This window comes from Desulfocurvus vexinensis DSM 17965, assembly GCF_000519125.1.
GTDB lineage: Bacteria > Desulfobacterota > Desulfovibrionia > Desulfovibrionales > Desulfovibrionaceae > Desulfocurvus > Desulfocurvus vexinensis.
In genome coordinates this window covers 454923-476859 of sequence record NZ_JAEX01000001.1, presented here as the reverse complement: position 1 = coordinate 476859, position 21937 = coordinate 454923, and the positions used below count along the sequence as shown (strand labels likewise).

The 21937-nt window shown below is 72.9% G+C and carries 18 protein-coding genes and 1 tRNA gene; 10 read left to right on the top strand and 9 right to left on the bottom strand.

Annotation, left to right across the window (positions count from 1 at the left end; all coding sequences use genetic code 11):
• Nucleotides 1-50: 50 nt before the first annotated feature.
• The 3 genes from G495_RS17140 to mltG are packed head-to-tail and all read left to right on the top strand — an operon-like array spanning nt 51 to nt 5125.
• Entirely contained in the window at nt 51-3611 is a 3561-nt protein-coding gene (locus tag G495_RS17140) for an FAD-binding and (Fe-S)-binding domain-containing protein (RefSeq protein WP_035250491.1), read from the top strand.
• A 9-nt stretch (nt 3612-3620) separates the two neighbouring features.
• Nucleotides 3621-4061: a Holliday junction resolvase RuvX gene (gene ruvX / locus G495_RS0102160; RefSeq protein WP_028586463.1), complete on the top strand. Its 441-nt coding sequence runs from the start codon at nt 3621-3623 to the stop codon at nt 4059-4061.
• Nucleotides 4058-5125, top strand: coding sequence for an endolytic transglycosylase MltG (gene mltG, locus G495_RS0102155; protein ID WP_245588343.1), 1068 nt, complete (start codon nt 4058-4060; stop codon nt 5123-5125). Before ruvX ends, mltG begins: the two co-directional genes overlap by 4 nt.
• A gap of 409 nt (nt 5126-5534) precedes the next feature.
• On the opposite strand, the gene G495_RS0102145 is transcribed toward mltG, so the two are convergent.
• The 5 genes from G495_RS0102145 to G495_RS0102125 form a co-directional block, all read right to left on the bottom strand.
• Entirely contained in the window at nt 5535-6803 is a 1269-nt protein-coding gene (locus G495_RS0102145; RefSeq protein WP_028586461.1) for a glycosyltransferase, read from the bottom strand.
• Nucleotides 6804-6835: 32 nt separating this feature from the next.
• A complete protein-coding gene (locus G495_RS0102140; RefSeq protein WP_028586460.1) occupies nt 6836-7861 on the bottom strand; it encodes a glycosyltransferase in 1026 nt (341 codons plus the stop codon).
• Nucleotides 7862-7973: 112 nt separating this feature from the next.
• A complete protein-coding gene (locus tag G495_RS0102135) occupies nt 7974-8372 on the bottom strand; it encodes a DUF3568 family protein (protein ID WP_028586459.1) in 399 nt (132 codons plus the stop codon).
• A 147-nt stretch (nt 8373-8519) separates the two neighbouring features.
• On the bottom strand, nt 8520-9416 hold the full coding sequence (locus tag G495_RS0102130; RefSeq protein ID WP_028586458.1) for a TIGR00269 family protein: 897 nt from the start codon (nt 9414-9416) through the stop codon (nt 8520-8522).
• Nucleotides 9417-9420: 4 nt separating this feature from the next.
• The gene (locus G495_RS0102125) at nt 9421-9633 is read right to left on the bottom strand and encodes a ubiquitin family protein (protein WP_028586457.1); all 213 of its coding nucleotides are present in this window, start codon (nt 9631-9633) and stop codon (nt 9421-9423) included.
• 182 nt (nt 9634-9815) lie between these two features.
• On the opposite strand from G495_RS0102125, the gene G495_RS0102120 reads away from it, so the two are divergent.
• From G495_RS0102120 to trpS, 3 genes are all read left to right on the top strand, one after another.
• Nucleotides 9816-10175, top strand: a complete 360-nt coding sequence (locus tag G495_RS0102120; RefSeq protein ID WP_028586456.1) for a response regulator — start codon at nt 9816-9818, stop codon at nt 10173-10175.
• A gap of 171 nt (nt 10176-10346) precedes the next feature.
• Nucleotides 10347-10997 carry a site-2 protease family protein gene (locus G495_RS0102115; protein WP_028586455.1) on the top strand — a complete coding sequence of 217 codons (651 nt, stop codon included), beginning with the start codon at nt 10347-10349 and terminating at the stop codon, nt 10995-10997.
• 13 nt (nt 10998-11010) lie between these two features.
• Complete coding sequence (gene trpS / locus G495_RS0102110; protein ID WP_028586454.1) at nt 11011-12036, top strand: tryptophan--tRNA ligase; 1026 nt, start codon at nt 11011-11013, stop codon at nt 12034-12036.
• Between the two features lie 154 nt (nt 12037-12190).
• Here the strand turns inward: trpS and G495_RS0102105 are convergent, their stop codons facing one another.
• Both G495_RS0102105 and lpxB read right to left on the bottom strand, forming a co-directional pair.
• Nucleotides 12191-14659: a DNA internalization-related competence protein ComEC/Rec2 gene (locus tag G495_RS0102105; protein ID WP_028586453.1), complete on the bottom strand. Its 2469-nt coding sequence runs from the start codon at nt 14657-14659 to the stop codon at nt 12191-12193.
• A gap of 11 nt (nt 14660-14670) precedes the next feature.
• A complete protein-coding gene (gene lpxB, locus G495_RS0102100) occupies nt 14671-15831 on the bottom strand; it encodes a lipid-A-disaccharide synthase (RefSeq protein WP_245588342.1) in 1161 nt (386 codons plus the stop codon).
• 156 nt (nt 15832-15987) lie between these two features.
• On the opposite strand from lpxB, the gene G495_RS0102095 reads away from it, so the two are divergent.
• A complete protein-coding gene (locus G495_RS0102095; RefSeq protein ID WP_245588341.1) occupies nt 15988-16914 on the top strand; it encodes a Gfo/Idh/MocA family protein in 927 nt (308 codons plus the stop codon).
• An 84-nt stretch (nt 16915-16998) separates the two neighbouring features.
• On the opposite strand, the gene murA is transcribed toward G495_RS0102095, so the two are convergent.
• On the bottom strand, nt 16999-18252 hold the full coding sequence (murA, locus tag G495_RS0102090) for a UDP-N-acetylglucosamine 1-carboxyvinyltransferase (RefSeq protein WP_028586450.1): 1254 nt from the start codon (nt 18250-18252) through the stop codon (nt 16999-17001).
• A gap of 78 nt (nt 18253-18330) precedes the next feature.
• Here murA and G495_RS0102085 point away from each other — a divergent pair.
• Nucleotides 18331-18406: transfer RNA gene (locus tag G495_RS0102085), tRNA-His, on the top strand.
• A 238-nt stretch (nt 18407-18644) separates the two neighbouring features.
• Nucleotides 18645-19115: a hypothetical protein gene (locus tag G495_RS0102080; protein ID WP_028586449.1), complete on the top strand. Its 471-nt coding sequence runs from the start codon at nt 18645-18647 to the stop codon at nt 19113-19115.
• A gap of 227 nt (nt 19116-19342) precedes the next feature.
• On the opposite strand, the gene selB is transcribed toward G495_RS0102080, so the two are convergent.
• Nucleotides 19343-21256 (bottom strand): selenocysteine-specific translation elongation factor, encoded by a 1914-nt coding sequence (selB, locus tag G495_RS0102075; RefSeq protein ID WP_028586448.1) that lies wholly within the window; start codon nt 21254-21256, stop codon nt 19343-19345.
• A gap of 179 nt (nt 21257-21435) precedes the next feature.
• Between selB and G495_RS0102070 the strand changes: the two genes are divergently transcribed.
• Nucleotides 21436-21936 (top strand): VOC family protein, encoded by a 501-nt coding sequence (locus tag G495_RS0102070; RefSeq protein ID WP_051444969.1) that lies wholly within the window; start codon nt 21436-21438, stop codon nt 21934-21936.
• Nucleotide 21937: the final 1 nt, after the last annotated feature.

The window sequence follows — 21937 nt, the reverse complement described above, 5'->3', positions numbered from 1 at the left end:
GTGCCTATACTGGCGGGCTCCACCAAGAACCACGACCCTGGATTGCCACCATGCCCTACAAAGGCCCGCACATATCCATCCCCGCCGACCCGCTGGTCCAGCGCGTCCTGGGCCTGACGCCCGGGGAGTTCAAGGCCTGGCCCGAGCACGTCCGCGAGGCGGCCCTGGAGCTGACCGCCGAGCTGTTCCTCATCCGCTACAACCCCTTCATCGACCCCGAGCTGGTCTGGAAGAACGTCCAGACCTCCTTCGCCCAGACCAAGCTGGCCATGGCCGAGGAATATTCCTCCGCCCTGGCCACGGGCATGTTCCGCTTCTGGAACCGCTTCCGCGAGGACCAGAAGTTCCGCGAAGAGCTGGTGCGCCGCCTGGGGCAGCTGCTGCCGCGCGAGTGCGTGGACGCCCGGCCCAATTCGCGCGTGGAATGCGCCACCGACGCCACCGACCTGCGCATGGAGCTGCCGCTGCTGGTGCTCAAGCCGCGCACCACCGGCCATATCCAGGACATCGTGCGCCTGGCGGGCGAGATGGGCTTTTCCATCGTGCCGCGCGGCGGCGGCTCGGGGCTCACGGGCGGGGCCATCCCCGCCGACGCGCGCACCGTGGTCCTGTCCCTGTCCGGCCTGGGCGAGATCGTCTCCGTGGACCCCGCACAGCGCACCCTGTGCGTGCAAAGCGGCGTCATCACCATGGACGCCATCGCCGCCGCAGCCGCCCAGGGCCTGCTCTTCACCGTGGACCCGGCCTCCAAGACCGCCTCGAGCATCGGCGGCAACATCTCCGAGAACTCCGGCGGCCCCTTCGCCTTCGAGTACGGCACGACCATCGACAACATCCTGTCCTACCGCATGGTCACCCCCGACGGTGCCCTCGTCGAGGTCCGCCGCAAGGACCATCCGCGCCACAAGATCCTGGAAACCGACGTGGCCGTGTTCGAGGTCTTCGACGAGGCCGGGGCCCTGGTGGACACCGTGACCCTGCGCGGCGACCAGCTGCGCGGCAAGGGCCTGGGCAAGGACGTGACCAACAAGTACCTGGGCGGGCTGCCCGGCGTGCAGAAGGAGGGCGTGGACGGCATCATCACCGAGGGCTGCTTCACCTGCTATCCGCAGCTGGCCCACTCGCGCGTGCTGTGCCTGGAATTCTTTGGCCGCACCATGCATCCGGCCATGCTGGTCATCCGCGACGTGGTCGCCCTGCGCGACGCCATCCGCCGCCAGGGCGACCTGGTGAAGATCTCGGCCCTGGAGGAGTTCGGCCCCAAGTACGTGCGGGCCATCGACTACCAGAAGAAATCCCTGCGCTACGAGGGCGAGCCCATCTCCGTGCTCATCATGCAGCTGGACTCCGACGACGAGGCCGCCCTGGACCAGGCCGTGCAGGCCGTGGTGGACATCGCCGAGCCCTACGACACCGTGGACGCCTTCGTGGCCCGCGACCCCATGGAGGCCGAGGTCTTCTGGGAGGACCGCCACAAGCTCTCGGCCATCTCCAAGCGCACCTCGGGCTTCAAGATCAACGAGGACATCGTCATCCCCCTGGGGGTCATCCCCGAGTTCTCCGACTTCCTGGAGACCCTGAACCTGGTGTTCATGGCCAAGGCCTACCGCGCGGCGCTCCAGGATGCCGGGCGCCTGCCGGGGTTCGGCGTGTCCGACAAGTTCGTGAACATGGAGTTCACCTACGCCTCGCGGATCATCAACGGCGAGATCGGCGCGGACGAGATCAGCGACTCGGAGCTGGAAATCCAGACCCACTACTTCTTCCGCGACCTCAAGAGCCGCTACCCCGACCTGGAAGCCGAGCTGGACGCCGTCTACACCCGCATGCAGGCCACGCGCATCGTCATCGCCAACCACATGCACGCCGGCGACGGCAACTGCCACGTCAACATCCCGGTCAACTCCAACGATGCGCAGATGATGGCCCTGGCCGAGGAGGCCGTGGAGCGCGTGGTCGAGAAGGTCCACGCCCTGGGCGGGGCCGTCTCCGGCGAGCACGGCATCGGCATCACCAAGATCGGCTTCCTGCACGAGGACAAGATCCGCGCCCTGGCCGAATACAAGCGCAAGGTGGACCCCAAGGACCTGCTCAACCCCGGCAAGCTGACCCGGCGCGAGCTGCCCGTCACGCCCTACACCTTCTCCTTCAACAAGCTCATCCAGGACCTGGGGCGCACCGGCCTGCCCGACAAGCAGCGGCTCATGAGCCTGCTGACCAACGTGCAGACCTGTACCCGCTGCGGCAAGTGCAAGTCCGTCTGCCCCATGTACTCGCCCTCGCGCGGGCTCATCCACCACCCGCGCAACAAGAACATCAGCCTGGGCGCCCTGGTGGAAGCCATCTACTACACCCAGGTGACCAAGGGCGAGCCGGACCAGACCCTGCTGGGCCAGCTGCGCGACCTGGTGGACCACTGCACGGCCTGCGGCAAATGCATGAGCGTGTGCCCGGTGAAGATCAACACCCCCGAGGTCACGCTGCACATGCGCACCTTCCTGGAAGAAAAGGGCGCGGGCGGGCATCCGCTCAAATCGCGCATCCTGCACTTCCTGGCCGAGGACCCGGCCCGGCGCGTGCCCCGGGCGGCCAAGGCCGCGGCCCTGGGCCAGACCCTGGGCAACCGCGCCGTGGGGCTCATCCCCGCGCCCTGGCGCAGGCGGGCCCAGAGCCCGCTGTTCCAGGGCAAGGGGCCGCACCTGGGCTTCCAGCACCTGGCCGACACCCTGCACCTGGGCCGGGCCTCGTTCTTCGCCCCCGAGGGCGCGGGCGACGATGCGCCCACGGTGTTCTACTTCCCCGGCTGCGGGGCCGGGCTGTTCACGCGCGACATCGGCCTGGCCGGGCTGTACCTGCTGCTGCGCTCCGGGGTGCGCGTGGTGCTGCCGCCCGAGCACATGTGCTGCGGCTATCCGCTCTTGGCCTCGGGCTGCGAGCAGGCCTTCAACGCCAACCGCTCGCGGACCATGGACCGCCTGGCCGACCTGCTGCGGCGCGCCGCCGAGGCGGGCCTGGCCCCGACCCATGTGCTGACCTCGTGCGGCACCTGCCGCGAGGGGCTCAAGGAATTCCACCTCGACACCTTCGCCACGCCCCTGGCCCACCGCGACGTGGTCCAGTACGCCATCGAGGCCGGGCGCCTGCCGGGCCCGGCGGCCCAGGGCGGCACCCTGCTCTACCACGCCGCGTGCCACCCCGAATGGTCGGGGGTCAAGGCCGCCCAGGCCGGGAAGAAATACGCCGCGGCCCTGGCCGGGCTGACCGGGGCCGAGGTCGTCCTCTCCCCGGGCTGCTGCGGCGAGTCGGGCATGGGCGCCATGACCACCCCGGCCATCTACAACCGCCTGCGGGCCCAGAAGCAGGCGGTGCTCGAAACCGGGCTGGCCGACTACCCCGCCGACGCGCCCATCCTGGTCGGCTGCCCCTCGTGCCGCATCGGCGTGGCCCGCTGCCTGATCAACATGGGCCAGCACCGCCCGGTGCTGCACACCCTGGAGCACCTGGCGGCCCTGGCGGGCGGCCCGCGCTGGCGCAAGGAGCTGCTGGCGGCCCTGGCGGCCCCCGGGGCGGGCTCCGGGGTGCGCACGGCCCGACTGGGCGGCAAGGGCTAGGGCAACGCGGTGCGCACCCTGGGCATCGACTTCGGCCTCAAGCGCGTGGGCCTGGCGCTCTCCGACCCGCGCGGCGCCCTGGCCTTTCCCTACCGGACCATCACGCGCACCACGCGCGACGCGCTCTTCGCCGAGCTGCTGGGCGTCATTGAGGCCGAGGGCGTCGAGGCCGTGGTGATCGGCCTGCCCCTGACCCTGGACGGCGGGGAGTCCACCACCACGCGCCAGGCGCGCAACTTCGCCGCCAGCCTGGCCCGGCGCACGCCGCTGCCCGTGGCTCTGATGGACGAACGCCTGTCCAGCGCGGCGGCGGACGACGACCTGGACGCCGCAGGCCTACGCGACCACGCCCGGCGCAAGGCCGCGCGCGACCAGCAGGCCGCCGTGCGCATCCTGCAAACCCATCTGGACCAGCGCGGCCCCGGGCCGGGCGCGCGGGGCGGGGCGTGAACCCGGCCGCGCGGCTGCGCAAAGCCCTGGCGGCGCGCCGGGGCCTGCGCCTGGCGCTCTACGCCCTGGCCCTGGGGCTGGCCGCCGTGCTGGCCGTGGGCGCCTGGGGCCTGTGGCGGGTGCAGACCTTCCTGGACAGCGCGCCCCAGACCCCGGGCCGCGAGGTGGTGGTGGACATCGCCCCGGGCAGCAGCCTGGCCCAGGTGGCAGCGCAGCTTGAGCGCGAGGGCGTGATCACCGACGCCCTGCTCTTCCGCCTGCTGGGGCGCATGGACGGCCAGGGCGCCCGCGTGCGCGCCGGGGAGTTCGCCCTGCACACGGGCTGGCCCCCGCGCCAGGTGCTGCGCGCCCTGACCGAGGGCCGCACGCTGCTGCACCGGCTGGTGCTGCCCGAGGGGCTGACCTGGTGGCAGGCCGGGCGCGTGGTCGAGCAGTCCGGCCTGGCCAGCTTCGAAAGCTTCCGGCGCGCGGTGCACGACCCCGCGCTGCTGGCGGCCCAGGGCATCCCCGGCCCCAGCGCCGAGGGGTTCCTCTACCCCGAGACCTACCTCGTGCCCCGGCCCCGGGACGGCGACGCCGCGCCCATCGTGGCGGCCATGCTCACGGCCTTCTGGGCCCAGGCCGGGGCCCGGCTGTGGCCGGACGGCCCGCCGCCCCCGGCCGAGGTGGCCCGGCTGGTGACCCTGGCGGCCATGGTGGAGAAGGAAACGGCCCTGCCCGAGGAGCGCGCGCGGGTGGCCGGGGTCTACGCCAACCGCATCCGCCTGAAGATGCTCATGCAGTGCGACCCTACGGTGATCTACGGCCTGGGGCCGGAGTTCAACGGCAACCTGACCCGGGCCGACCTCCAGGACGAGGCCAACCCCTACAACACCTACCGCCGCCCGGGCCTGCCCCCGGGGCCCATCTGCTCGCCGGGCCTGGACGCCCTGCTGGCGGCCCAAAGTCCCGAAAAGCACGCCCTGCTCTACTTCGTGGCCCGGCGCGACGGCAGCCACGCCTTCAGCCGCACCCTGGACGAGCACAACAGCGCCGTGCGCGAGCACCAGCTGCGGCGGCGCTAGCTGCCGCGTCCGCGCAACGCGGCGCTCCATTCCACCGCGCGGCACCCCGGCATCACCCGCCTTCCGCCCGCAAAACCGTTGGATTTATTTGAAGAACACGGCTCCAACCGCTCGAGGGGAAGCCTCTTTGCGCAGGCCATGCGCACAGGGGATGAAGGCGCGGCAACGCTGCGGGGCCGCCGCGCCTGCCCATCGACGCGGCGGCCCCGAAGAGTGCGCGGGGCGCGACCGGAGGCCTGAAGGCGGCCCGCCAGCCGCTTGGCGAAGCAGGCATCGCGCCCGCCCAGGCCCGCAGGCAGCCAGCTGCGGGAGACGGCCCGCCACCCGCCCCGGAGCCGGAGGCCCGGCCCGCGGTCCGCACCTCCCATGCCCCTTCAGGCCCCGGGGCAGGCGCGCGGCGCGCGCGCCCTCACTCCGCGCCCCCGCGCCCTTCCAGCAGCCGGGCGTACAGCCGGGCCAGGTACAGCGCATCCTCGCCGATGGTGCGCACCGGGGGCACGCTGGCGGCCAGCCCCGCAAGCAGCCCGGGCTCGCGGGCCACGCGCTCCAGCAGCCCGGCCAGGGCCGCCTCATCCCCGGGCGGGAACAGCAGCCCGCCCCGGCCCTCGGCCACGGCCTCCTCCAGGGCCGGGATGCGCGCGGCCAGCACCGGCACCCCGGCCAGGAAGGCCTCGCGCACCGTCAGCCCGAAGCTCTCGGCCCGCGAGGGCTGCACCACCACGTCCAGCCCGGCCAGGATGCGCGGCAGATCCGCCGGGCCGTAGGTGCCGTGCCAGACCACCCCCGGGGTGCCCAGCAGCGGCTCCAGCTCGCGGGCGAAATCGCGCCCGGCGCTGCCGCCGTGGATGTGGATCTCCGCCAGCCCCGGCGGCAGCAGGCGCGCGGCGCGCACCAGGATGTCCTGCCCCTTGACCCGACCCAGGCTGCCCAGGCAGCCCACGCGCAGAGGCGCCCCCGCCGGGCGCTCCACGCGCCGCAGCGGCGCGAAGCCGACCACGCCCAGGGGCGCGCAGGCGACCTTGTCGCGCGGCAGCCCGGCGCGCAGGAGGTTGCGCCGGGTGTAGCGCGAATTGGCCAGCAGGCGGTCGGCCCGGCCCAGGGCCCCGGCCAGGCTCCGGGCCCGCCCGGCCATGAGCCCGGCGAGTTCGTCCAGCGGGTAGACCCGGCCCACATGGGGCACGCGCTCCAGCAGGCAGCGGGCGCAGACATCCGGCCCCGGCGGGGCCTCGGCGCATAGCTCCCCGTCCCAGCGCACGTAGTGGCACTGGTTGCACGCGAACCACGCGTCGTGGACGGTCATGACCACGGGCAGCCCCGCGTCCTTGCAGGCCGGGATGACCGACCCGGAAAAGCCGATGAGCTGGTGGACGTGGACCACGTCCGTGCCGCGCCCGGCCAGATACGCGGCCAGGGCCGCACCCAGCTCCGGGTCCGCGTGCCGCGACTCGAAGGTCGGCTTGAGGGGCGCGGGAAAGGCCGTGAAGGCCACGCCCTGGACCATGGCCGTGCGCGGCGCGGCCTGCTGCCCGGGGCCCAGGGGCAGGGGGAGGACGCATTCCACGGCGAAGCCCAGCCCCCCCAGGGCCCGGGCCAGGGCCAGCACGTACAGCTCCACCCCCCCGGGGCGGACGGCGGGGCTTTCGTGCAGCACGCAGGCGATGCGCGGGGCGGTGGACATGGGCGCTCCTTGCTGGCGGCGGCGCGAAGGCCTCAGGCCGCCACGATGTAATGGACCCCGGGCCGGAAGCCGCGCGCCTCCAGGAAGGCCGCGATGTCCTCGCGGGCGCCCCGGCTGGCCACGTAGGACAGGGCGAAACAGCCCTGCGGCCCGGGCAGTTCGCTGCGGTGGACCACCGGCACCCCGGCCACGGCGTTGCCGATCTTGCGCGGGTCGATGTCCGCCCAGGCGGCGATGCGCACGCCGTGCTCCTCCAGCAGGACGGCGCGCCTGCGCGTGACGCGCCCGGCGCCCAGCACCACCACCTCGGGGTGGTGCGGGTTGTGCGCCGCCAGCCAGCGCGCCAGGTACCGGGCCTTGACGCGGTAGAAGGCGTCCAGGGCGTAGCGCGGGTCGGTGCGCGAGGCACGCCCCGGCGGGTCGTTCCAGACCAGCAGCGCCTGGGGCAGCTTGTCCATGCGCACCCCGGCGTCGAACCAGCGCAGCCACATTTCATAGTCTTCGGGGAAATCGCCCTGGCGCGCGCCGCCGTGGGCGGCCACCAGCTCGCGGCGGAACATCACCGAGGGGTTGGCCAGGGGCGCGTCCACGAAACGGGCCAGGCTCATGGCCTCGTGGGTCAGCAGGGCGTTGGTCCAGTCCACATGGGCGGCGTAGCCCGCGCAGGTGCGGCGGCAGCCGCCGAACTCCACGCGGCAGGCCACCACCCCCGTGGCGGGATGGGCCCGCAGGTGCGCGGCCTGCAACTCCAGGCGCCGGGGCAGGCAGCGGTCGTCGGCGTCCATGCGCGCCACCAAGGCCCCGCGCGCGGCGGCCACGGCGGCGTTGAAGGCGTGGGCCACGCCCCGGTGGGGCAGCAGGAGCGGGCGCATCCGGGGGTCGCGCGCGGCGTAGGCCGCCAGCACCTCGGCGGTGGCGTCGGTGGAGCCGTCGTCGGCGACCACGATCTCGAAACAGGGGTGGGTCTGGGCCAGGAGGCTGTCCAGGGCGGCGGGCAGGGTGCGCGCCGCGTTGAAGGCGGGCAGGGCGACGCTGACTTCGGGGCTGGGGCTGCTCATGGTCGGGGGGCTCGGCGGCCCGGCGCGCCGGGCGGGCGCAAGGCGCGAAAGGACCTGCGGCCCCGGTGGGGGCCGCAGGCGCCGCACAAATTGCGCGCGAACCCGGCGCGGCCTAGATGGTCGCCAGGTTCCTGCGGATCTCTTCCAGCAGGCCGGACAGCTTGTACTGGTCCACCCGGTCCGTGGAAGTGAAGGTCACGCGGGTCAGGTCGGCCTTGCGGTAGGCCACGTTGATCTCGATGGGGCTGCCCTCGGCGGTGGTGGTTTCGACCACGGCCACCAGGTTGTCCTTCTTCTCGTAGGTCACGGGCAGCTCCAGGGCCACCAGGGCGTCGAGCACCGCGGCGTGGACCGCCGTCACCGTGCCGGGCTCGTCGGAGAACATGGTGCCGGTGCAGACGAAGTAGGTCGCGCCCTGGGCGACGTTGCCGCCCTTGCCGCCGACGGCGCAGCCGGAAAGCAGGATGGCCGCCAGCGCGGCGCAAAGCAGAGTGGAAACGATGGTGCGCATTGTGCCCCCCCAGGGCGATGGTTGTTCTGCTACAGTGCGATTCTTCCGTTCACGAATTCAATGCAACCGATACCTGAAAAGTGGCGTCATTTCAAGATGTGCGGCGCAAAAAGTGCCGCCCCGGGGGCCGGATCGGCAAAAAGCCTGCTACGCCAGCTTTTCCCGGATGCGGCACACCGTGCAGACCCCCGCCGAGGTCGGGTAGCCGCAGCTCCGGCACGGGGCCAGGGCCGCCCCGCCGCGCGCCTCGGCGGCCTCGAAATGCGCCCGGGCGTTCTTCAGGAACGATTCGTAGAACTGCAACTTGGCTCCGGGGCTCTCGATCTCCAGGCGGTTCATCAGCTCCTTGCGGCGGGTGAAGCTCGCGCCCTTGCTGTAGGGGCACGGCGCCACATGGATGTCCAGCCCGTTCAGGAAGGCGTAGGCCGCCGTCTCGTACTCCGAAACCCGGTACAGCGGGCGGCACTTGGCCACGAAGCCCTCGCGCCCGGGCAGGCTGGGCCCCTGGTCCGAGAGGTAGGCCACGTCCCAGCGCAGGGTGTTGGCCAGCAGGCGGCCGACCTCGTCGTCGAGGTTGTGCCCGGTGCAGATGGCCGCAAAGCCGTTGTCCATGGCGAATTTGTTGAAGAAGTAGCGCTTGATCTTGCCGCACACGGCGCAGATGGGCCGCGTGACGCTGGCCTTGACCTGCGGGATGGGCAGGCCCTCGCGGGTCATGTCCAGCACCGTGAGCCGCGCGCCCAGGGCCGCGCAGAAGGCCTCGACCTTGGCCCGCGCGGGCGGGGACGACTCGGGGATGCCCAGGTCGATGTGCAGCCCGGTCACGTCGTAGCCCTGGAGCACCAGCTCGCGGAACAGGCTCAGGGAGTCCTTGCCGCCGGACAGGGCCACCAGCACCCGCTCCTGCGGGGAGAACATCCGGTGCTGGTGGATGGCGCGCTCCACCTGGCGGGAAAAGAAGACCCGGAAGCAGTCGGGGCAGAAGCCGCTGTGGTGGCTGGGCAGGGCCACCTGGGCCACGGCGCCGCAACGGGAGCATTTCATAGGGTCAGCCTCGGGAGACCACGGTGCGCACCGTGATGGCGTCGCCCGGGTGGATCTTGCGGTCGGGGGTCAGCAGCTCACCCGCGCGGATGACCAGGCAGTCGTTGACGCCAAGGCCCAGGCGGTTCAGCAGCTGGTGGGCCGTGTTCAGCCGGGGGTAGACCAGGGTCTGGCCCTCGCGCTCGAGGGCCACGGTCACCGGGGGAAGCTCGGGCATGGGTATATCCTATCGTTTCAGTGGGGGATGCTCCCCTAGCACCAGGGCCCTCGAAACCGCAAGGAAAATCCTCCGCAGGGTTGCTTTTTCCCGCGTTCCGTTCCACCATGACGGTGCAGATGGGCCAAGGATAACCCCTTGCGCCGCAGACCGCAATCGCCGCAGCGCGCAGGAGGGCGACGATGCACAAGATCCTCGTGGTCGACGACGAGAAGCACATCCGGATGCTCTACCAGGAGGAGTTGCAGGCCGAGGGCTACCAGGTGGCCACGTCCGACGGCTCCGAGGACATCCTCGCGGCCCTGGACCGCGAGCACCCCGACGTGGTCATCCTCGACATCAAGCTCGGCCCCAACCGCTCGGGGCTGGACCTGCTCCAGCAGATCAGAAGCCGCGAGCAGAAGCTGCCGGTGATCCTGTGCACGGCCTACGACAGCTTCCAGCACGACCTCAAATCCATCGCCGCCGACTACTACGTGGTCAAGGCCGTGGACCTGACCGAGCTCAAGTCCAAGGTGACCGCCGCCCTGGCCAGCGCCTAGCGGCCCGCCGCCCGCCCCGGCGCCCGGGGCGGGCGCGGAGCCCGAACGGGCCCCGGCCCCAAGCCAACCGCAACCCCGCCGCAGGCAAGGGCACGCCCCGCGCCCGGGCCCGCCCGGCCCCTGCGCCCCGGGCTTGCCCGCCGCGCGGGCATGTGATAACCCCGAGCCCCTATGTTCGAATTCGCCGAGAGCATCCAGCGCATCGCCATCATGGCCGTGCCCTTCCTGCTGGCCGTGACCTGCCACGAGGTGGCCCACGGGCTGGCGGCGTGGTGGTATGGCGACCCCACGGCCAAGCTGGCCGGGCGCCTGACCCTGAACCCCCTGCCCCACCTGGACCCCATGGGCACCCTGGTGTTCATCATCACGGCCATGACCGGGGGCTTCATCATCGGCTGGGCCAAGCCCGTGCCCGTGAACCCGCGCCACTTCCGCAACGTGCGCCAGGGGCTCATCGTGGTCTCGGCGGCGGGGGCGGCGGCCAACGTGCTGCTGGCCGTGGCCTTCCTGGCGGCGCTCTCCCTGCTACGCGCCAACATCCCGGCCCCGGGCAGCCTGCTTGCGCCCTACTTCGAGCCCATGTACCTCATCGCCCAGTTCGGCGTGATCATCAACGTCGTGCTGGCCGTGTTCAACCTGCTGCCCATCCCGCCGCTGGACGGCAGCAAGATCCTGGCCGAGCTGCTGCCGCACAACTGGGCCTGGCGCTACATGCAGCTCGAGCGCTACGGCATGATCATCATCGTCCTGCTGGTGGTCTCCGGCGCCCTGCGCTTCGTGTTCCAGCCCATCTGGGCCCTGCTCAACCACATCCTGCCCTGACCAGGGGAGCCCCATGTCCAGCCCCATGCCCAACGCAAGACAACGCATCGTCTCCGGCATGCGCCCCACCGGGCCGCTGCACCTCGGCCACCACTTCGGCGTGCTCGTCAACTGGGTCGCCCTGCAACAGGACTACGACTGCTTCTTCTTCGTGGCCGACTGGCACGCCATGACCAGCGAATACGCCGACCCCCGGCGCATCAAGCAGTTCGTGCCCGAGCTGGCCAAGGACTGGCTGGCCGCCGGGCTGGACCCCGAAAAATGCGTGATCTACCAGCAGTCGCAGATCAAGGAGATCGCCGAGCTGCACCTGATCCTGTCCATGATCACGCCCCTGGGCTGGCTGGAACGCTGCCCGACCTACAAGGACCAGAAGGAGCAGCTGGCCGCCAAGGACCTGAACACCTACGGCTTTCTGGGCTACCCGGTGCTCATGACCACGGACATCATCATGTTCCGCCCGGCCCATGTGCCCGTGGGCGAGGACCAGCTGCCGCACCTGGAGCTGTGCCGCGAGATCGCCCGGCGCTTCAACTACCTGAACTGCGGCGGCGAGACCGGCACGCCCTACTTCCCCGAGCCCATGGCCATGCTGACCCGCGAGTCCAAGCTCCCGGGGCTGGACGGGCGCAAGATGAGCAAGAGCTACGGCAACGCCATCGCCCTGGGTGAGGACATGGACTCCGTGCGCAAGAAGGTCATGGCCATGCTCACGGACACCAACCGCCTGCGCAAAGCCGACCCCGGCGACCCCGACGTCTGCAACCTGTTCCCCTACCACAAGATCATGACCGACGCCGACCGCCTGCCGGAAATCATGACCGGCTGCCGCGACGCCTCCTGGGGCTGCGTGGACTGCAAGCGCCTGCTGGTGCAGTCCATGGAGCGCTTCCTGGAGCCCATCCACGCCCGCCGCGCCGTCTACGACAAGGACCCCGCCCTGCTGTGGGATGTGCTGGCCGAGGGCAACCGCAAGGCCCGCGCCAAGGCCTGCGAGACCATGGCCGCCGTGCGCGAGCTCGTCGGCTTCGACTTCTAGCAGGCCGCCGGAACCCCTGCGCCCCGCGCCGTGCACAGTGGCAGGGCGCAGGGCGCAAAAAGGGCCGGGGCCGGTGCGCGCAAAACAACGCACCGGCCCCGGCCTTTTTTGGCGACGGCGGGGCGCCCCATGCACCGCCCCGCCGGGCGCCCGCTCAGGGCATGGCCGCCGTGCCCGGGCAGCCCAGGGCCGTTTCCAGGCGCGCCGGGGCGTCCGGCGCGGCCCAGGTGACGCGCACGGCCCCGCACCGCCCGGTGTCGTAAAGCGCGACCCCGGCCCTGGCCAGGGCCAGGCGCACCTGCGCGTCGGGCAGGCCCAGGTAGTTCAGGAACCCCGTGCCCGCCAGGGCCAGCCGGGCGCCCACCCGCGCGTACAGCTCGGGCGAGAGGCTGCTGGCGCTGCCGTGATGCGGCACGACCAGCACCCCGGCGCGCAGGTCGGCGCCCTCGGCCAGCAGCCGCTGGATGCCCGCCTGCTCCACGTCGCCGGGCAAAAGCGCCAGGGGCCGCCCGTGCCACACCAGCCGCAGCACCAGGGACTGGTTGTTGCTGCTCCCGCGGCTGCGCTGGTTGCCGGGGTGCAGCACTTCCAGGGCCAGCCCGGGGCCCAGGTCGAGCACATCCCCCGCGCCCACGGTGCGCACGGGAACCCCGCCCTCTTCCAGCGCCGCGCGCAGGGCCCGGCCCGACCCGCTGTCCGGCCAGCGCCCGCCATGGACGAACACGCCCACGGGCACCGCCCCGGCCACGGCCCCCAGCCCGCCGTAGTGGTCGTGGTCCGGGTGGCTGAGGATCATCATGTCCAGCCCCGGCCAGCGCCCGCGCGCCAGGGCAGGCAGGACCACGGCCCGGCCCGGGTCCAGCCCGCCGGGAAAGCCGCCGCCGCCATCCACCAGCACGCGCCCGCCCCCGGGCAGGTCCAGCAGCACGGCCTGGCTCTGGCCCACGTCGAGCACCGTCAGCCCCAGGGCCCGGCCCTGGCCCGTGGCCCCGGCCCACAGCCCGGGCCAGGCCAGCAGCAGCGCCCCGGCCAGGCAGACGCCCAGGGCCGCGCGCGCCCGCGCATGGACCAGGGCCGCCAGCCCGACCAGCAGCGCGTAGTAGCCCACCAGATGCGGCCACAGCGGGCGCGGAAGCGTCGCCACGGGCAGCCAGCCCCGGGCGTCCAGGGCCGAGAGGGCGGCCATGGCCCCTTCCAGCAGCGCGGCGTCCGCTCCCAGCAGCCAGCGCCCGGCCTCGCCCAGCCCCGGCGTCACGGCCAGGACCGCCCCCGCCAGCCCGGCGGGCACCGCCGCCAGCCCCAGCACCGGCAGCCACAGGACGTTGAGATGCAGCGCCAGTCCTGTTTCCGTGAAATTCCAGACCAGAAGCGGCAGCAGGGCCACGTTGGCCGCGAGGCTGACCAGCAGCACCCCGGCCAGGGCCCGCGCGCCCCGCGCGGCCCAGACCGCCGGGCCCGCGCCCCGGGCCGCCTCGCGCCCGGGCAGCAGCCGCCAGACCGGAGGCACCAGCACGGCGATGCCCGCCACGGCCACGGCGGAGAGCTGCAAGCGGATGTCGTGGACCACCAGCGGATCGGCGGCAACCAGCAGCGCCAGGGCCAGCAGCAGCCCGTCGAGCAGCACCCGGCCCCGGCCCAGCAGGAGCAGCGCGCCCCAGGCCGCGAACATCAGCCCCGCGCGCAGCAGGCTGGGCGTAGCCCCGCCCAGCCAGACGTAGAGGCCCACCAGCGGCGCCCCCAGCAGCACCCCCAGCCGGGGCCGGGCCATGCGCAGCAGCAGCCCCGGCCACAACCGGCCCAGGGCCCAGGCCAGCCCCAGCCCCAGGCCCGCCGCGAAGCCCAGGTGCATGCCCGACAGCGCCAGGCTGTGGGCCAGGGTCGAGCGGCGCACCGTGTCGTACGCCTCGGGGGCCACGAAAAACCGCTCGCCCAGCACCAGCGCGGCCAAGAGCGCCCGGCCCGGCCCGTCGGGCGCGGCGGCCTCCACGGCTTGGCGCAGGCTGGCGCGCAGCCGGGCCCCGGGCCCTGGCGGCTCGTCGCCCAGCCGGGGCTGCCCGCCCTCGCCCCGGGTGAAGCCGCGGTAGAACACGCCCTGGCGGCCCCAGTGGAACCGCGCGTCCCATTGGCCGGGGTTGGCGAAGCCGCGCACCGGGCGCACCCGCAGGCGCACCGCCACGCTCTGCCCGGGGTGCGGCCAGGCCAGGGGCTCCTGCCAGGTCCACAACACAAGCCCGGGCAGGGCGCCCTGTGCGCCGTCGTCCAGGGCGTAGCGCGCCCCGGCCAGGAACACGCGCAGCTGCCGCCCGGGCACGCTCTCCACCCGCGCCACCCGCCCCGTGACCTCGGCCACGCGCCGCTCGGCCATCCACGGCGCCACCTCGCCGGGCCCGGCGGGCATGGCCCAGGCCGCCAGCCCCCAGCCCAGGGCGAAGGCCGCGCCCAGCAGGGCGGCGCGCCGCCCCGGGCCCGCCCCGGCCAGGGCCCACAGCAGCACAAGGCCCGCCAGGGCGGGCCAGGGAAACCGCAGGGCCAACAGGCCCAGCAGCAGGGCGCACAGGGGGAACTGCCAGGGCAGCAGGCCGGGCACGGCCCGGGAGGGGAATTCGCCGCCGCCGCCGCGCACGGCCACTCCGGTCAGCGGGCGGGCCGGGGCCCCAGGCCCGCGCCGTCCAGGATGATGCGCGCCGCGCGGCCCGGGGCGCCGGGCTCGCCGACCATCCCGGCCAGCCGCGCCAGCCGCGCGCGGACCTCGGCCATGGCCGCCGGGTCCGTGAGCCAGCGCAGGGCCTCCACGGCGATGGCCGGGCCGTTGGCCTGGCCCTGGAGCAGCTCGGGCAGGGCCCGCTCGCCCAGGATGAGGTTGGGCAGGCTGATGTTCGGCACGCCCACGACGAGCCGCCCCAGGGCGTAGGACAGGGCCGAGACGCGGTAGGCCACCACCGCCGGGGTGCCGATGAGCGCGGCCTCCAGGGTCGCCGTGCCCGAGGCCGCCAGCAGCACCTGGGCCCGGCGCATGGCCGGGTAGCGCTCCTCGGGCGGCACGATCTCCACGGGCAGGTCCGCAGGCCACAGGGCGCGCAGCCGGGCTTCGTCCACCCCCGGGGCGCGCAGGATGGAAAACGCCGCCCCCGGGATGCGCACGGCGATGGTCCGCGCGGCGGCGCCGAACTCGGGCAGCAGGGTCTCGATCTCGCGGGTGCGGCTACCGGGCAGGATGCCCACCCGCCCCGGCTCCGGGGCCAGGGCGCGCAGCGCGTCCAGCGGAATCTGGTCCGTCAGGGGGTGGCCCACGTAGTCGGCGTCCAGCCCGCGCTCGGCCAGGAAGGCCTTCTCGAAGGGCAGGATGCACAGCACGCGCTGCACGTATTTCTTGAGGAAATTCACCCGCCCGGCGCGCCAGGCCCAGACCTGGGGGCAGATGTAGTAGAACACCGGGATGCCCAGGCGCCGGGCCATGCGCACCACGAAGAAATTGAAGTCCGGCGCGTCGATGCAGACCACCGCCGCCGGGCGCTCCTCGGCCATGCGGCGGCGCATGCGGCGCAGCAGCCCGGCGATGCGCGGCAGGTGCGCCAGCACCTCGGTCAGCCCCACCAGGGACAGCTCGGCGATGTCGAAAGCGGCCTGGACCCCGGCCCCGGCCATGGCCGGGCCGCCCATGCCGGTGAAGCGCAGGCCCGGGGCGAGGCCGGCCATGGCGCGCACCAGCAGCGCGCCGTGCAGGTCGCCCGACACCTCGCCCGCGCTGACCCACACCGGCCCCGCTCCCTGGCTCATGGTTCCCGTGGCTTGCATGGTCTTCCTCCCTGCGGGCCTGCGCCCAAACAAGGTTTTGGCAACCGGGGCGGAATCTGGTACGACGCCCGAGCGACCCTAAGCCAAACACGCCCCCGAGGCAACGCCAACGCCATCAGGCGGCCCGCCCCGGGCGCGAAAGGAAGGTTTCCCCGCATGCAAAAGACCATGAACGTCGGCGTCATCGGCCTGGGCTGGATGGGCCGGGTCCACCTGCGCAACTACACCGAGATGCCCGGCGTGCGCGTGGCCGGGGTCATGGACAGCGACCCCGCCGCCCTGGACGCCATGCACAAGCAGTTCGGCGTGCCGGTGTTCGACACCCTGGACGCCCTGCTGGCCCAGCCCCTGGACGCCGTGAGCGTGTGCGTGCCCACGGTACACCACCTGCCCGTGGGCCTGGCGGTCATCGCCCGGGGCATCCCGCTGCTCATCGAAAAACCCCTGGCCGCCAGCGCCGCCCAGGGCCGCCAACTCCTGGAGGCCGCCAGCGCCGCAGGCGTGCCGCTCATGGTCGGGCACATCGAGCGCTTCAACCCCGCCGTGCAGCGCGTGCGCGAGCTGGCCGCCGAGGACAAGGTCATCTCCATCACCATCGAGCGCGTGGGCCCCTACCCGCCGCGCATCCAGGACGTGGGCGTCATCCGCGACCTGGGCTCCCACGATATCGACCTCATCCGCCACATCTCCGGCTCGGAGTACAAGAAGGTCTTCGCCGTCACGGCCACGACCATCGGCAAGCACGAGGACACGGCGCTCATCACCGCCGAGATGGAAAACGGCGTGCTGGGGCAGATTTCCACCAACTGGATCACGCCCTACAAGTCGCGCTTCATCCGCGTGGCGACCACCACGCGCTACATCGAGGCCAACCTCATCACCCAGCAGGTCAAGGCCTACAGCCGCTTCCAGGACTACAACGACCACTACACCATCAAGGAATGGCCCGTGCTCTACCGCGAGCCCGTGCGCAGCGAGCTGACGGCCTTCCTGGGCGCCCTGCGCCAGGGCACGCCCATGCCCATCAGCGGGCAGGACGGGCTGGTGGTGCTGGAAACCATCGAGCGCCTGGGCGTGTGCTGAGCCCGCGCGGGCCCGGCCCACGCGAAGCGGCCCGCCCGGAGTGTTCCGGGCGGGCCGCCTGCTTTTGCGGGCTCCGGGGCCGCCCTACTCCCGCTCGCGGCGGATGACCGCGCCCACGGCGCCGAGCTTGTTCTCGATGCGCTCGTAGCCCCGGTCCAGGTGGTAGATGCGCTGCACGTGGGTCGTGCCCCGGGCGGCCAGCCCGGCCAGCACCAGCGAGGCCGAGGCCCGCAGGTCCGAGGCCATGACCGGCGCCCCGGTCAGCCCGGCCACGCCGCGCACCACGGCGGTGCGCCCGTCCAGGGAGATGCGCGCGCCCATGCGCCCCAGCTCGGGCACGTGCATGAAGCGGTTCTCGAAGATGGTCTCCTTGACCACGCCGGTGCCCTTGGCCAGGCACATCAGGGCCATGATCTGGGCCTGCATGTCCGTGGGGAAGCCCGGGAAGGGCAGCGTGGTCACGTTGACGCCCACCAGCTCCGTGCCCCGGCGGCAGAGCACGCCCCCGGCGGTCTCCTCGATCCACACGCCCATCTCGCGCAGCTTGGAGGCCACGGCCTCCAGCTCGCCCAGCGGGCAGTCCTCGAGCAGCAGCTCGCCGTCGGTGATGGCCGCGGCGCACAGGAACGTCCCGGCCTCGATGCGGTCGGGCATGATGCGGTACGCGCAGCCCGCCAGGCGCTCCACGCCCTCCACGCGGATGATGCTCGTGCCCTGGCCGCTGATCTTCGCGCCGCAGGCGGCGAGGAAATTGGCCAGGTCCACCACCTCGGGCTCGCGGGCGGCGTTGACCAGCAGCGTCTCGCCCTCGGCCAGGGCGGCGGCCATGAGCAGGTTCTCGGTGCCGCCCACGGTGGGAAAGTCGAAGGGGATGTGCGCGCCGCGCAGGCGGCCCTGGCAGGTGCCGCGAATGTAGCCGTCCTCCAGCTCGAACACGGCGCCCATGGCCTCCAGGGCCTTGAGGTGCAGGTCCACAGGCCGGGCGCCGATGGCGCAGCCGCCGGGCAGGGCCACCCGGGCCTCGCCCAGGCGCGCCAAAAGCGGCCCCAGGCAGAGCACCGAGGCGCGCATGGTCTTGACCAGATCGTAGGGCGCCTCGGGGGTCAGGCCCACGGTGTCCACGCGCACGGTGCCCTGGTCGAAGGCCGTGGTGCAGCCGAGGATTTCGAGCAGCTTCAGGGTCGTATGGATGTCGCGCAGGCGCGGCACGTTGGTGAAGGTCACCGGCCCGTCCACGGCCAGGGCCGCGAAGAGCAGGGGCAGCGCGGCGTTCTTGGAGCCGCTGATGCGCACCGTTCCCGCCAGGGGGCGGCCACCTTCGATGACAAGTTTTTCCATGGATGCGTTCCGTTGTTTTTGCGGGTTGAAAAGGCTTGACCGCCGCCCGAAGCTCGGGTAGACGTTTCTCCCTTCACGGTGGGAGTAGCTCAGTTGGTAGAGCACCTGGTTGTGGCCCAGGTGGCCGTGGGTTCAAGTCCCATCTCTCACCCCACAAGACCACAAGGCCCCGCTCCGGCGGGGCCTTTGTCTTGCGCCGCCGCCGCCAGCCCGGGGTATACCCTCATGCGCGGCAAAACGAAAGCGCCGCGTGGGCCAGGGGCCGGGGCCGCAACGGGAATGCCGACCGGCCGTCACCGCGCCGCCGCCGCGCCGCGCTATGCTCCCCCTGTCGCACCCAGCGGCCCGCCCCTCCGGGAGGGGCGGCCAAATCCCAAAAAGCACGCAGCAGCATGAAAACCCTCGGCATTCTCCTCGCATCCCTGGCCCTGGGCGGGCTGGCCCTGGGCCTGGGCATGGGCCTGGCCGGGCTGGACCTGGACCTTGCGGGCACCCCTGCGGCCCCGGCTGCGGCCTTCACCCTGCGCAGCCCCGATTCGCCTGCGGGCCGCCTGGACCTGACCCCGCAGGAACGCGACACCGTGAACAAGGCCCTGGCCTTGCAGGGCAGGCGCATCGCCAGCGTCCGGCTGCACGCCGAGCGCACCGCGCCCGACCCCGTGCGCGCCCGCCGCGCGGAGCCCTGGGCCGCCTTTTCCCTGGAGCTGACCATGGCCGACGGCGCGGCCCTGGCCTCGCGCGTGCGCCGGGTGCCCCGCCAGCGCCTGGGGGCGGCGGTGGCCGAGTGCGTGGCCGACTGCCTGCGGGCCTACGACGCCCAGCAGGCCCTGGGCCGCCAGGTGCGCAGCCTGACCAATATCTAGACGCGGGAATCGGGCTTGTGCAGCCCCGCAGCCGGGGGTCGAGGCACACTGCCGGAGTCCGCATCCAGGTCGGCGCACCCCTTCACGCCACTCCCCGACCCGGCGGCGCGCAAAAACACAGGCCGCCCCCCGAAGGGGGCGGCCCACACCCATTGCGGCCCGCGCCCACGCGCGACCGCACGATCAAATTACCGCGCCCGCAACCCCCGGGGCAATGGGGATTTCCCCTATTTTTCCTTGCGCCGCAGCACGCGCATGTCGCCCACGCGCACGGTCAGCCGCTCCTTGTCGAACTGTTCCAGCAGCGGAATCAGGTACTTGCGCGACAGGCCGCTCACGGTCTTGAAGTCCGCCGCGCCCATTTCGCCGCGCTCCTCCAGGAAGGCCACCACCCGCGCCCGCAGGGCGTCCAGGGCCGGGGCGTGGAAGTAGAGGTCCTCCTTGACCTTGACCAGCACCCCGGCCTCCTGGAGCAGGCGCAGCACCGGGGCGGCGTCCTTGGCGGCCACGCCCAGGGGGTCCAGCACGTCCTTCAGGTTGGGCGGGGTCTGGCCGCCCTGGCTGTAGGCGGCCTCCAGGGCCGCGCGCAGGCGCTGGGCGTCCGCCGCCAGCGACACGGCGTGGGTCGGCAGGCGCAGGGTCTCGGCCTCGGCCACCAGCTCGCCCCGGCGCACCAGCCGTTCGACCACGAAATGCACCAGCCGCTCGGGCAGCTCCCGGCCCCACGACGAGGCCAGCTCGCCGCGCAGGATGCCCTGCTTCATGGGCTCGGCGCGGTGGAAGGCCGCCACGCGCTCCAGGGCCCCGGCCATGAGCCCTTCCATGACCTCGCCCGACACGTGGACGCGCTCGTCCTTGTCCACCAGATAGGCCGCGCCCTGGCTGCACATCTGCTGCACGAGCTTTTCCAGGGCCCGGGCCTCCAGGGCGCACATGGTGCGCAGCGCGGCCAGGCTCACGCCCTGCGGCCCGGCCAGGGCCAGCTGCGCGGCCAGCACGGCCTGCTGGTCGTCGCCCGCCAGGGCCTGCAGGCGCGCCATGGCCTGCGGGTCGCCCCGGCGCAGCCTGCGCCCGCAGGGGCCGATGATCCGCCCCCCGGCGATGGTGCGCAGCGGCGAAAACGAGCGCAGCACCACCCGGTCGCCGTAGACCCCGGGCATGGGCTCGGGCAGCAGCAGACGGCACAGGGCGGTTTCGCCCGGGCGCAGGGCCTCGCGGTCCAGCAGCAGGACCTTGGCCAGCACCTCGCGCGTGCCGTGGTGCAGGTGGGTCTCCTTGCGGTGCTTGAGGTCGCGCCCGGCCGAGGCCAGGGCGGTCAGCTCCACGTCCCACAGGGTGTGGGGGAACAGGGTTCCGGGCCGGGCCAGCACCTGCCCGCGCGCCACGTCCTCCACCTCCAGCCCGGCGAGGTTCACCGCCGTGCGCCGCCCGGCCAGGGCCTCGGCCACGGGCTGCCCGTGGGACTGCAAGCCCCGCGCGCGGGTGCGCGTGCCCTGGGGGTAGAGCTGCACCTCCTCGCCCTCGGCAATGCGCCCCGAAACCAGCGTGCCCGTGACCACCGTGCCGTGGCCGCGCATGGTGAACACACGGTCCACCGGCAGGCGGAAAAGGTCCGCCGGGCGGCTGGCCGGGGCCTGGGCGGCCAGCTCGGCGATGGCCGCGCGCAGGGCGTCCAGCCCGGCGCCGGTGTGCGCGCTCACGGGCAGCATCGGCGCGTCGGCCAGGAACGTGCCGCCCAGGGCGCCGCGCACGTCCTCCACCACCATCTCCAGCCAGTCGGCGTCCACGGCGTCGGCCTTGGTCAGGGCCACCAGCCCGCGCCGGATGCCCAGCAGGGTGCAGATTTCCAGGTGTTCGCGGGTCTGGGGCATGACGCCCTCGTCGGCGGCGATGGCCAGCAGCACGAAGTCCACCCCCGAAGCCCCGGCGACCATGTTCTTCACGAACCGCTCGTGGCCGGGCACATCGATGACCCCCAGGCGCGCGCCGCCGGGCAGGTCCAGGAAGGCGAAGCCCAGCTCGATGGTGATGCCGCGCTTCTTCTCCTCCTTCAGGCGGTCGCAGTCGATGCCCGTCAGGGCCTTGATGAGCGTGGTCTTGCCGTGGTCGATGTGCCCGGCGGTGCCCATGATGAGCGGCATGTGCGTCCCCTTTGCGGATTGGTGGCCGTGGTGCGAACCCCCTGTGTATGGGAAAATCGCCCGCGCCTCAACCCGCGCCCGCCCCGGAGGCCGTCCCCCGCCCCCGGGGCGGGGGGCGGGTGCAGGCTTGGCCCGGGCGGCCCGCCGTGGTAGAGGGCACACAAAGGGAGGAATGCCCCATGAGCCGGATCACCTTCGAGGGCCAGGCCGTGTTCGTGGCCGACATGGCCGCCGCACGCGCCTTCTACGAACAGGCCCTGGACCAGCAGGTCCTCTTCGAGGTCGGGGACCAGTACGTCAGCTATGCCGGGGGCCTGGCGCTGTGGCAGCTCGCCAGCGCGCTTGAGGCCGTGCGCGGCGAGGCCCCGCCCAGCCCCGGCGCCCCCCTGGGCCGCGACAACTTCGAGCTGTATTTCGAGACCCACGACCTGCCCGCCGCCTGGGAGCGCCTGGCCCGGGCCGGGGCCCGCCCGCTGCACGAGATGCGCGAGATGCCCTGGGGCCAGCGCTGCCTGCGCGTGCAGGACCCCGACGGGCACATCGTGGAAGTGGCCGAGCCGCTGCCCCTGGTCATCCGCCGCTTCCTGGACCAGGGCCTGAGCCCCGAGCAGGTGGCCGAGCGGACCATGACCACCCTGGAGATGGTCCAGGCCGTGGCCGCCGGGGGCGCGCAGCCATAGC

What these genes read in the sequence shown, in the direction of transcription:
- G495_RS0102120 (WP_028586456.1), top strand. Translation starts at nt 9,816, where the DNA reads ATGCACAAGATCCTCGTGGTCGACGACGAGAAGCACATCCGGATGCTC.
- G495_RS0102130 (WP_028586458.1), bottom strand. Translation starts at nt 9,416, where the DNA reads ATGAAATGCTCCCGTTGCGGCGCCGTGGCCCAGGTGGCCCTGCCCAGC.
- trpS (WP_028586454.1), top strand. Translation starts at nt 11,011, where the DNA reads ATGTCCAGCCCCATGCCCAACGCAAGACAACGCATCGTCTCCGGCATG.
- G495_RS0102070 (WP_051444969.1), top strand. Translation starts at nt 21,436, where the DNA reads ATGAGCCGGATCACCTTCGAGGGCCAGGCCGTGTTCGTGGCCGACATG.
- G495_RS0102135 (WP_028586459.1), bottom strand. Translation starts at nt 8,372, where the DNA reads ATGCGCACCATCGTTTCCACTCTGCTTTGCGCCGCGCTGGCGGCCATC.
- lpxB (WP_245588342.1), bottom strand. Translation starts at nt 15,831, where the DNA reads ATGCAAGCCACGGGAACCATGAGCCAGGGAGCGGGGCCGGTGTGGGTC.
- murA (WP_028586450.1), bottom strand. Translation starts at nt 18,252, where the DNA reads ATGGAAAAACTTGTCATCGAAGGTGGCCGCCCCCTGGCGGGAACGGTG.
- G495_RS17140 (WP_035250491.1), top strand. Translation starts at nt 51, where the DNA reads ATGCCCTACAAAGGCCCGCACATATCCATCCCCGCCGACCCGCTGGTC.
- G495_RS0102125 (WP_028586457.1), bottom strand. Translation starts at nt 9,633, where the DNA reads ATGCCCGAGCTTCCCCCGGTGACCGTGGCCCTCGAGCGCGAGGGCCAG.
- selB (WP_028586448.1), bottom strand. Translation starts at nt 21,256, where the DNA reads ATGCCGCTCATCATGGGCACCGCCGGGCACATCGACCACGGCAAGACC.
- G495_RS0102140 (WP_028586460.1), bottom strand. Translation starts at nt 7,861, where the DNA reads ATGAGCAGCCCCAGCCCCGAAGTCAGCGTCGCCCTGCCCGCCTTCAAC.
- G495_RS0102080 (WP_028586449.1), top strand. Translation starts at nt 18,645, where the DNA reads ATGAAAACCCTCGGCATTCTCCTCGCATCCCTGGCCCTGGGCGGGCTG.
- G495_RS0102145 (WP_028586461.1), bottom strand. Translation starts at nt 6,803, where the DNA reads ATGTCCACCGCCCCGCGCATCGCCTGCGTGCTGCACGAAAGCCCCGCC.
- G495_RS0102115 (WP_028586455.1), top strand. Translation starts at nt 10,347, where the DNA reads ATGTTCGAATTCGCCGAGAGCATCCAGCGCATCGCCATCATGGCCGTG.
- G495_RS0102095 (WP_245588341.1), top strand. Translation starts at nt 15,988, where the DNA reads ATGCAAAAGACCATGAACGTCGGCGTCATCGGCCTGGGCTGGATGGGC.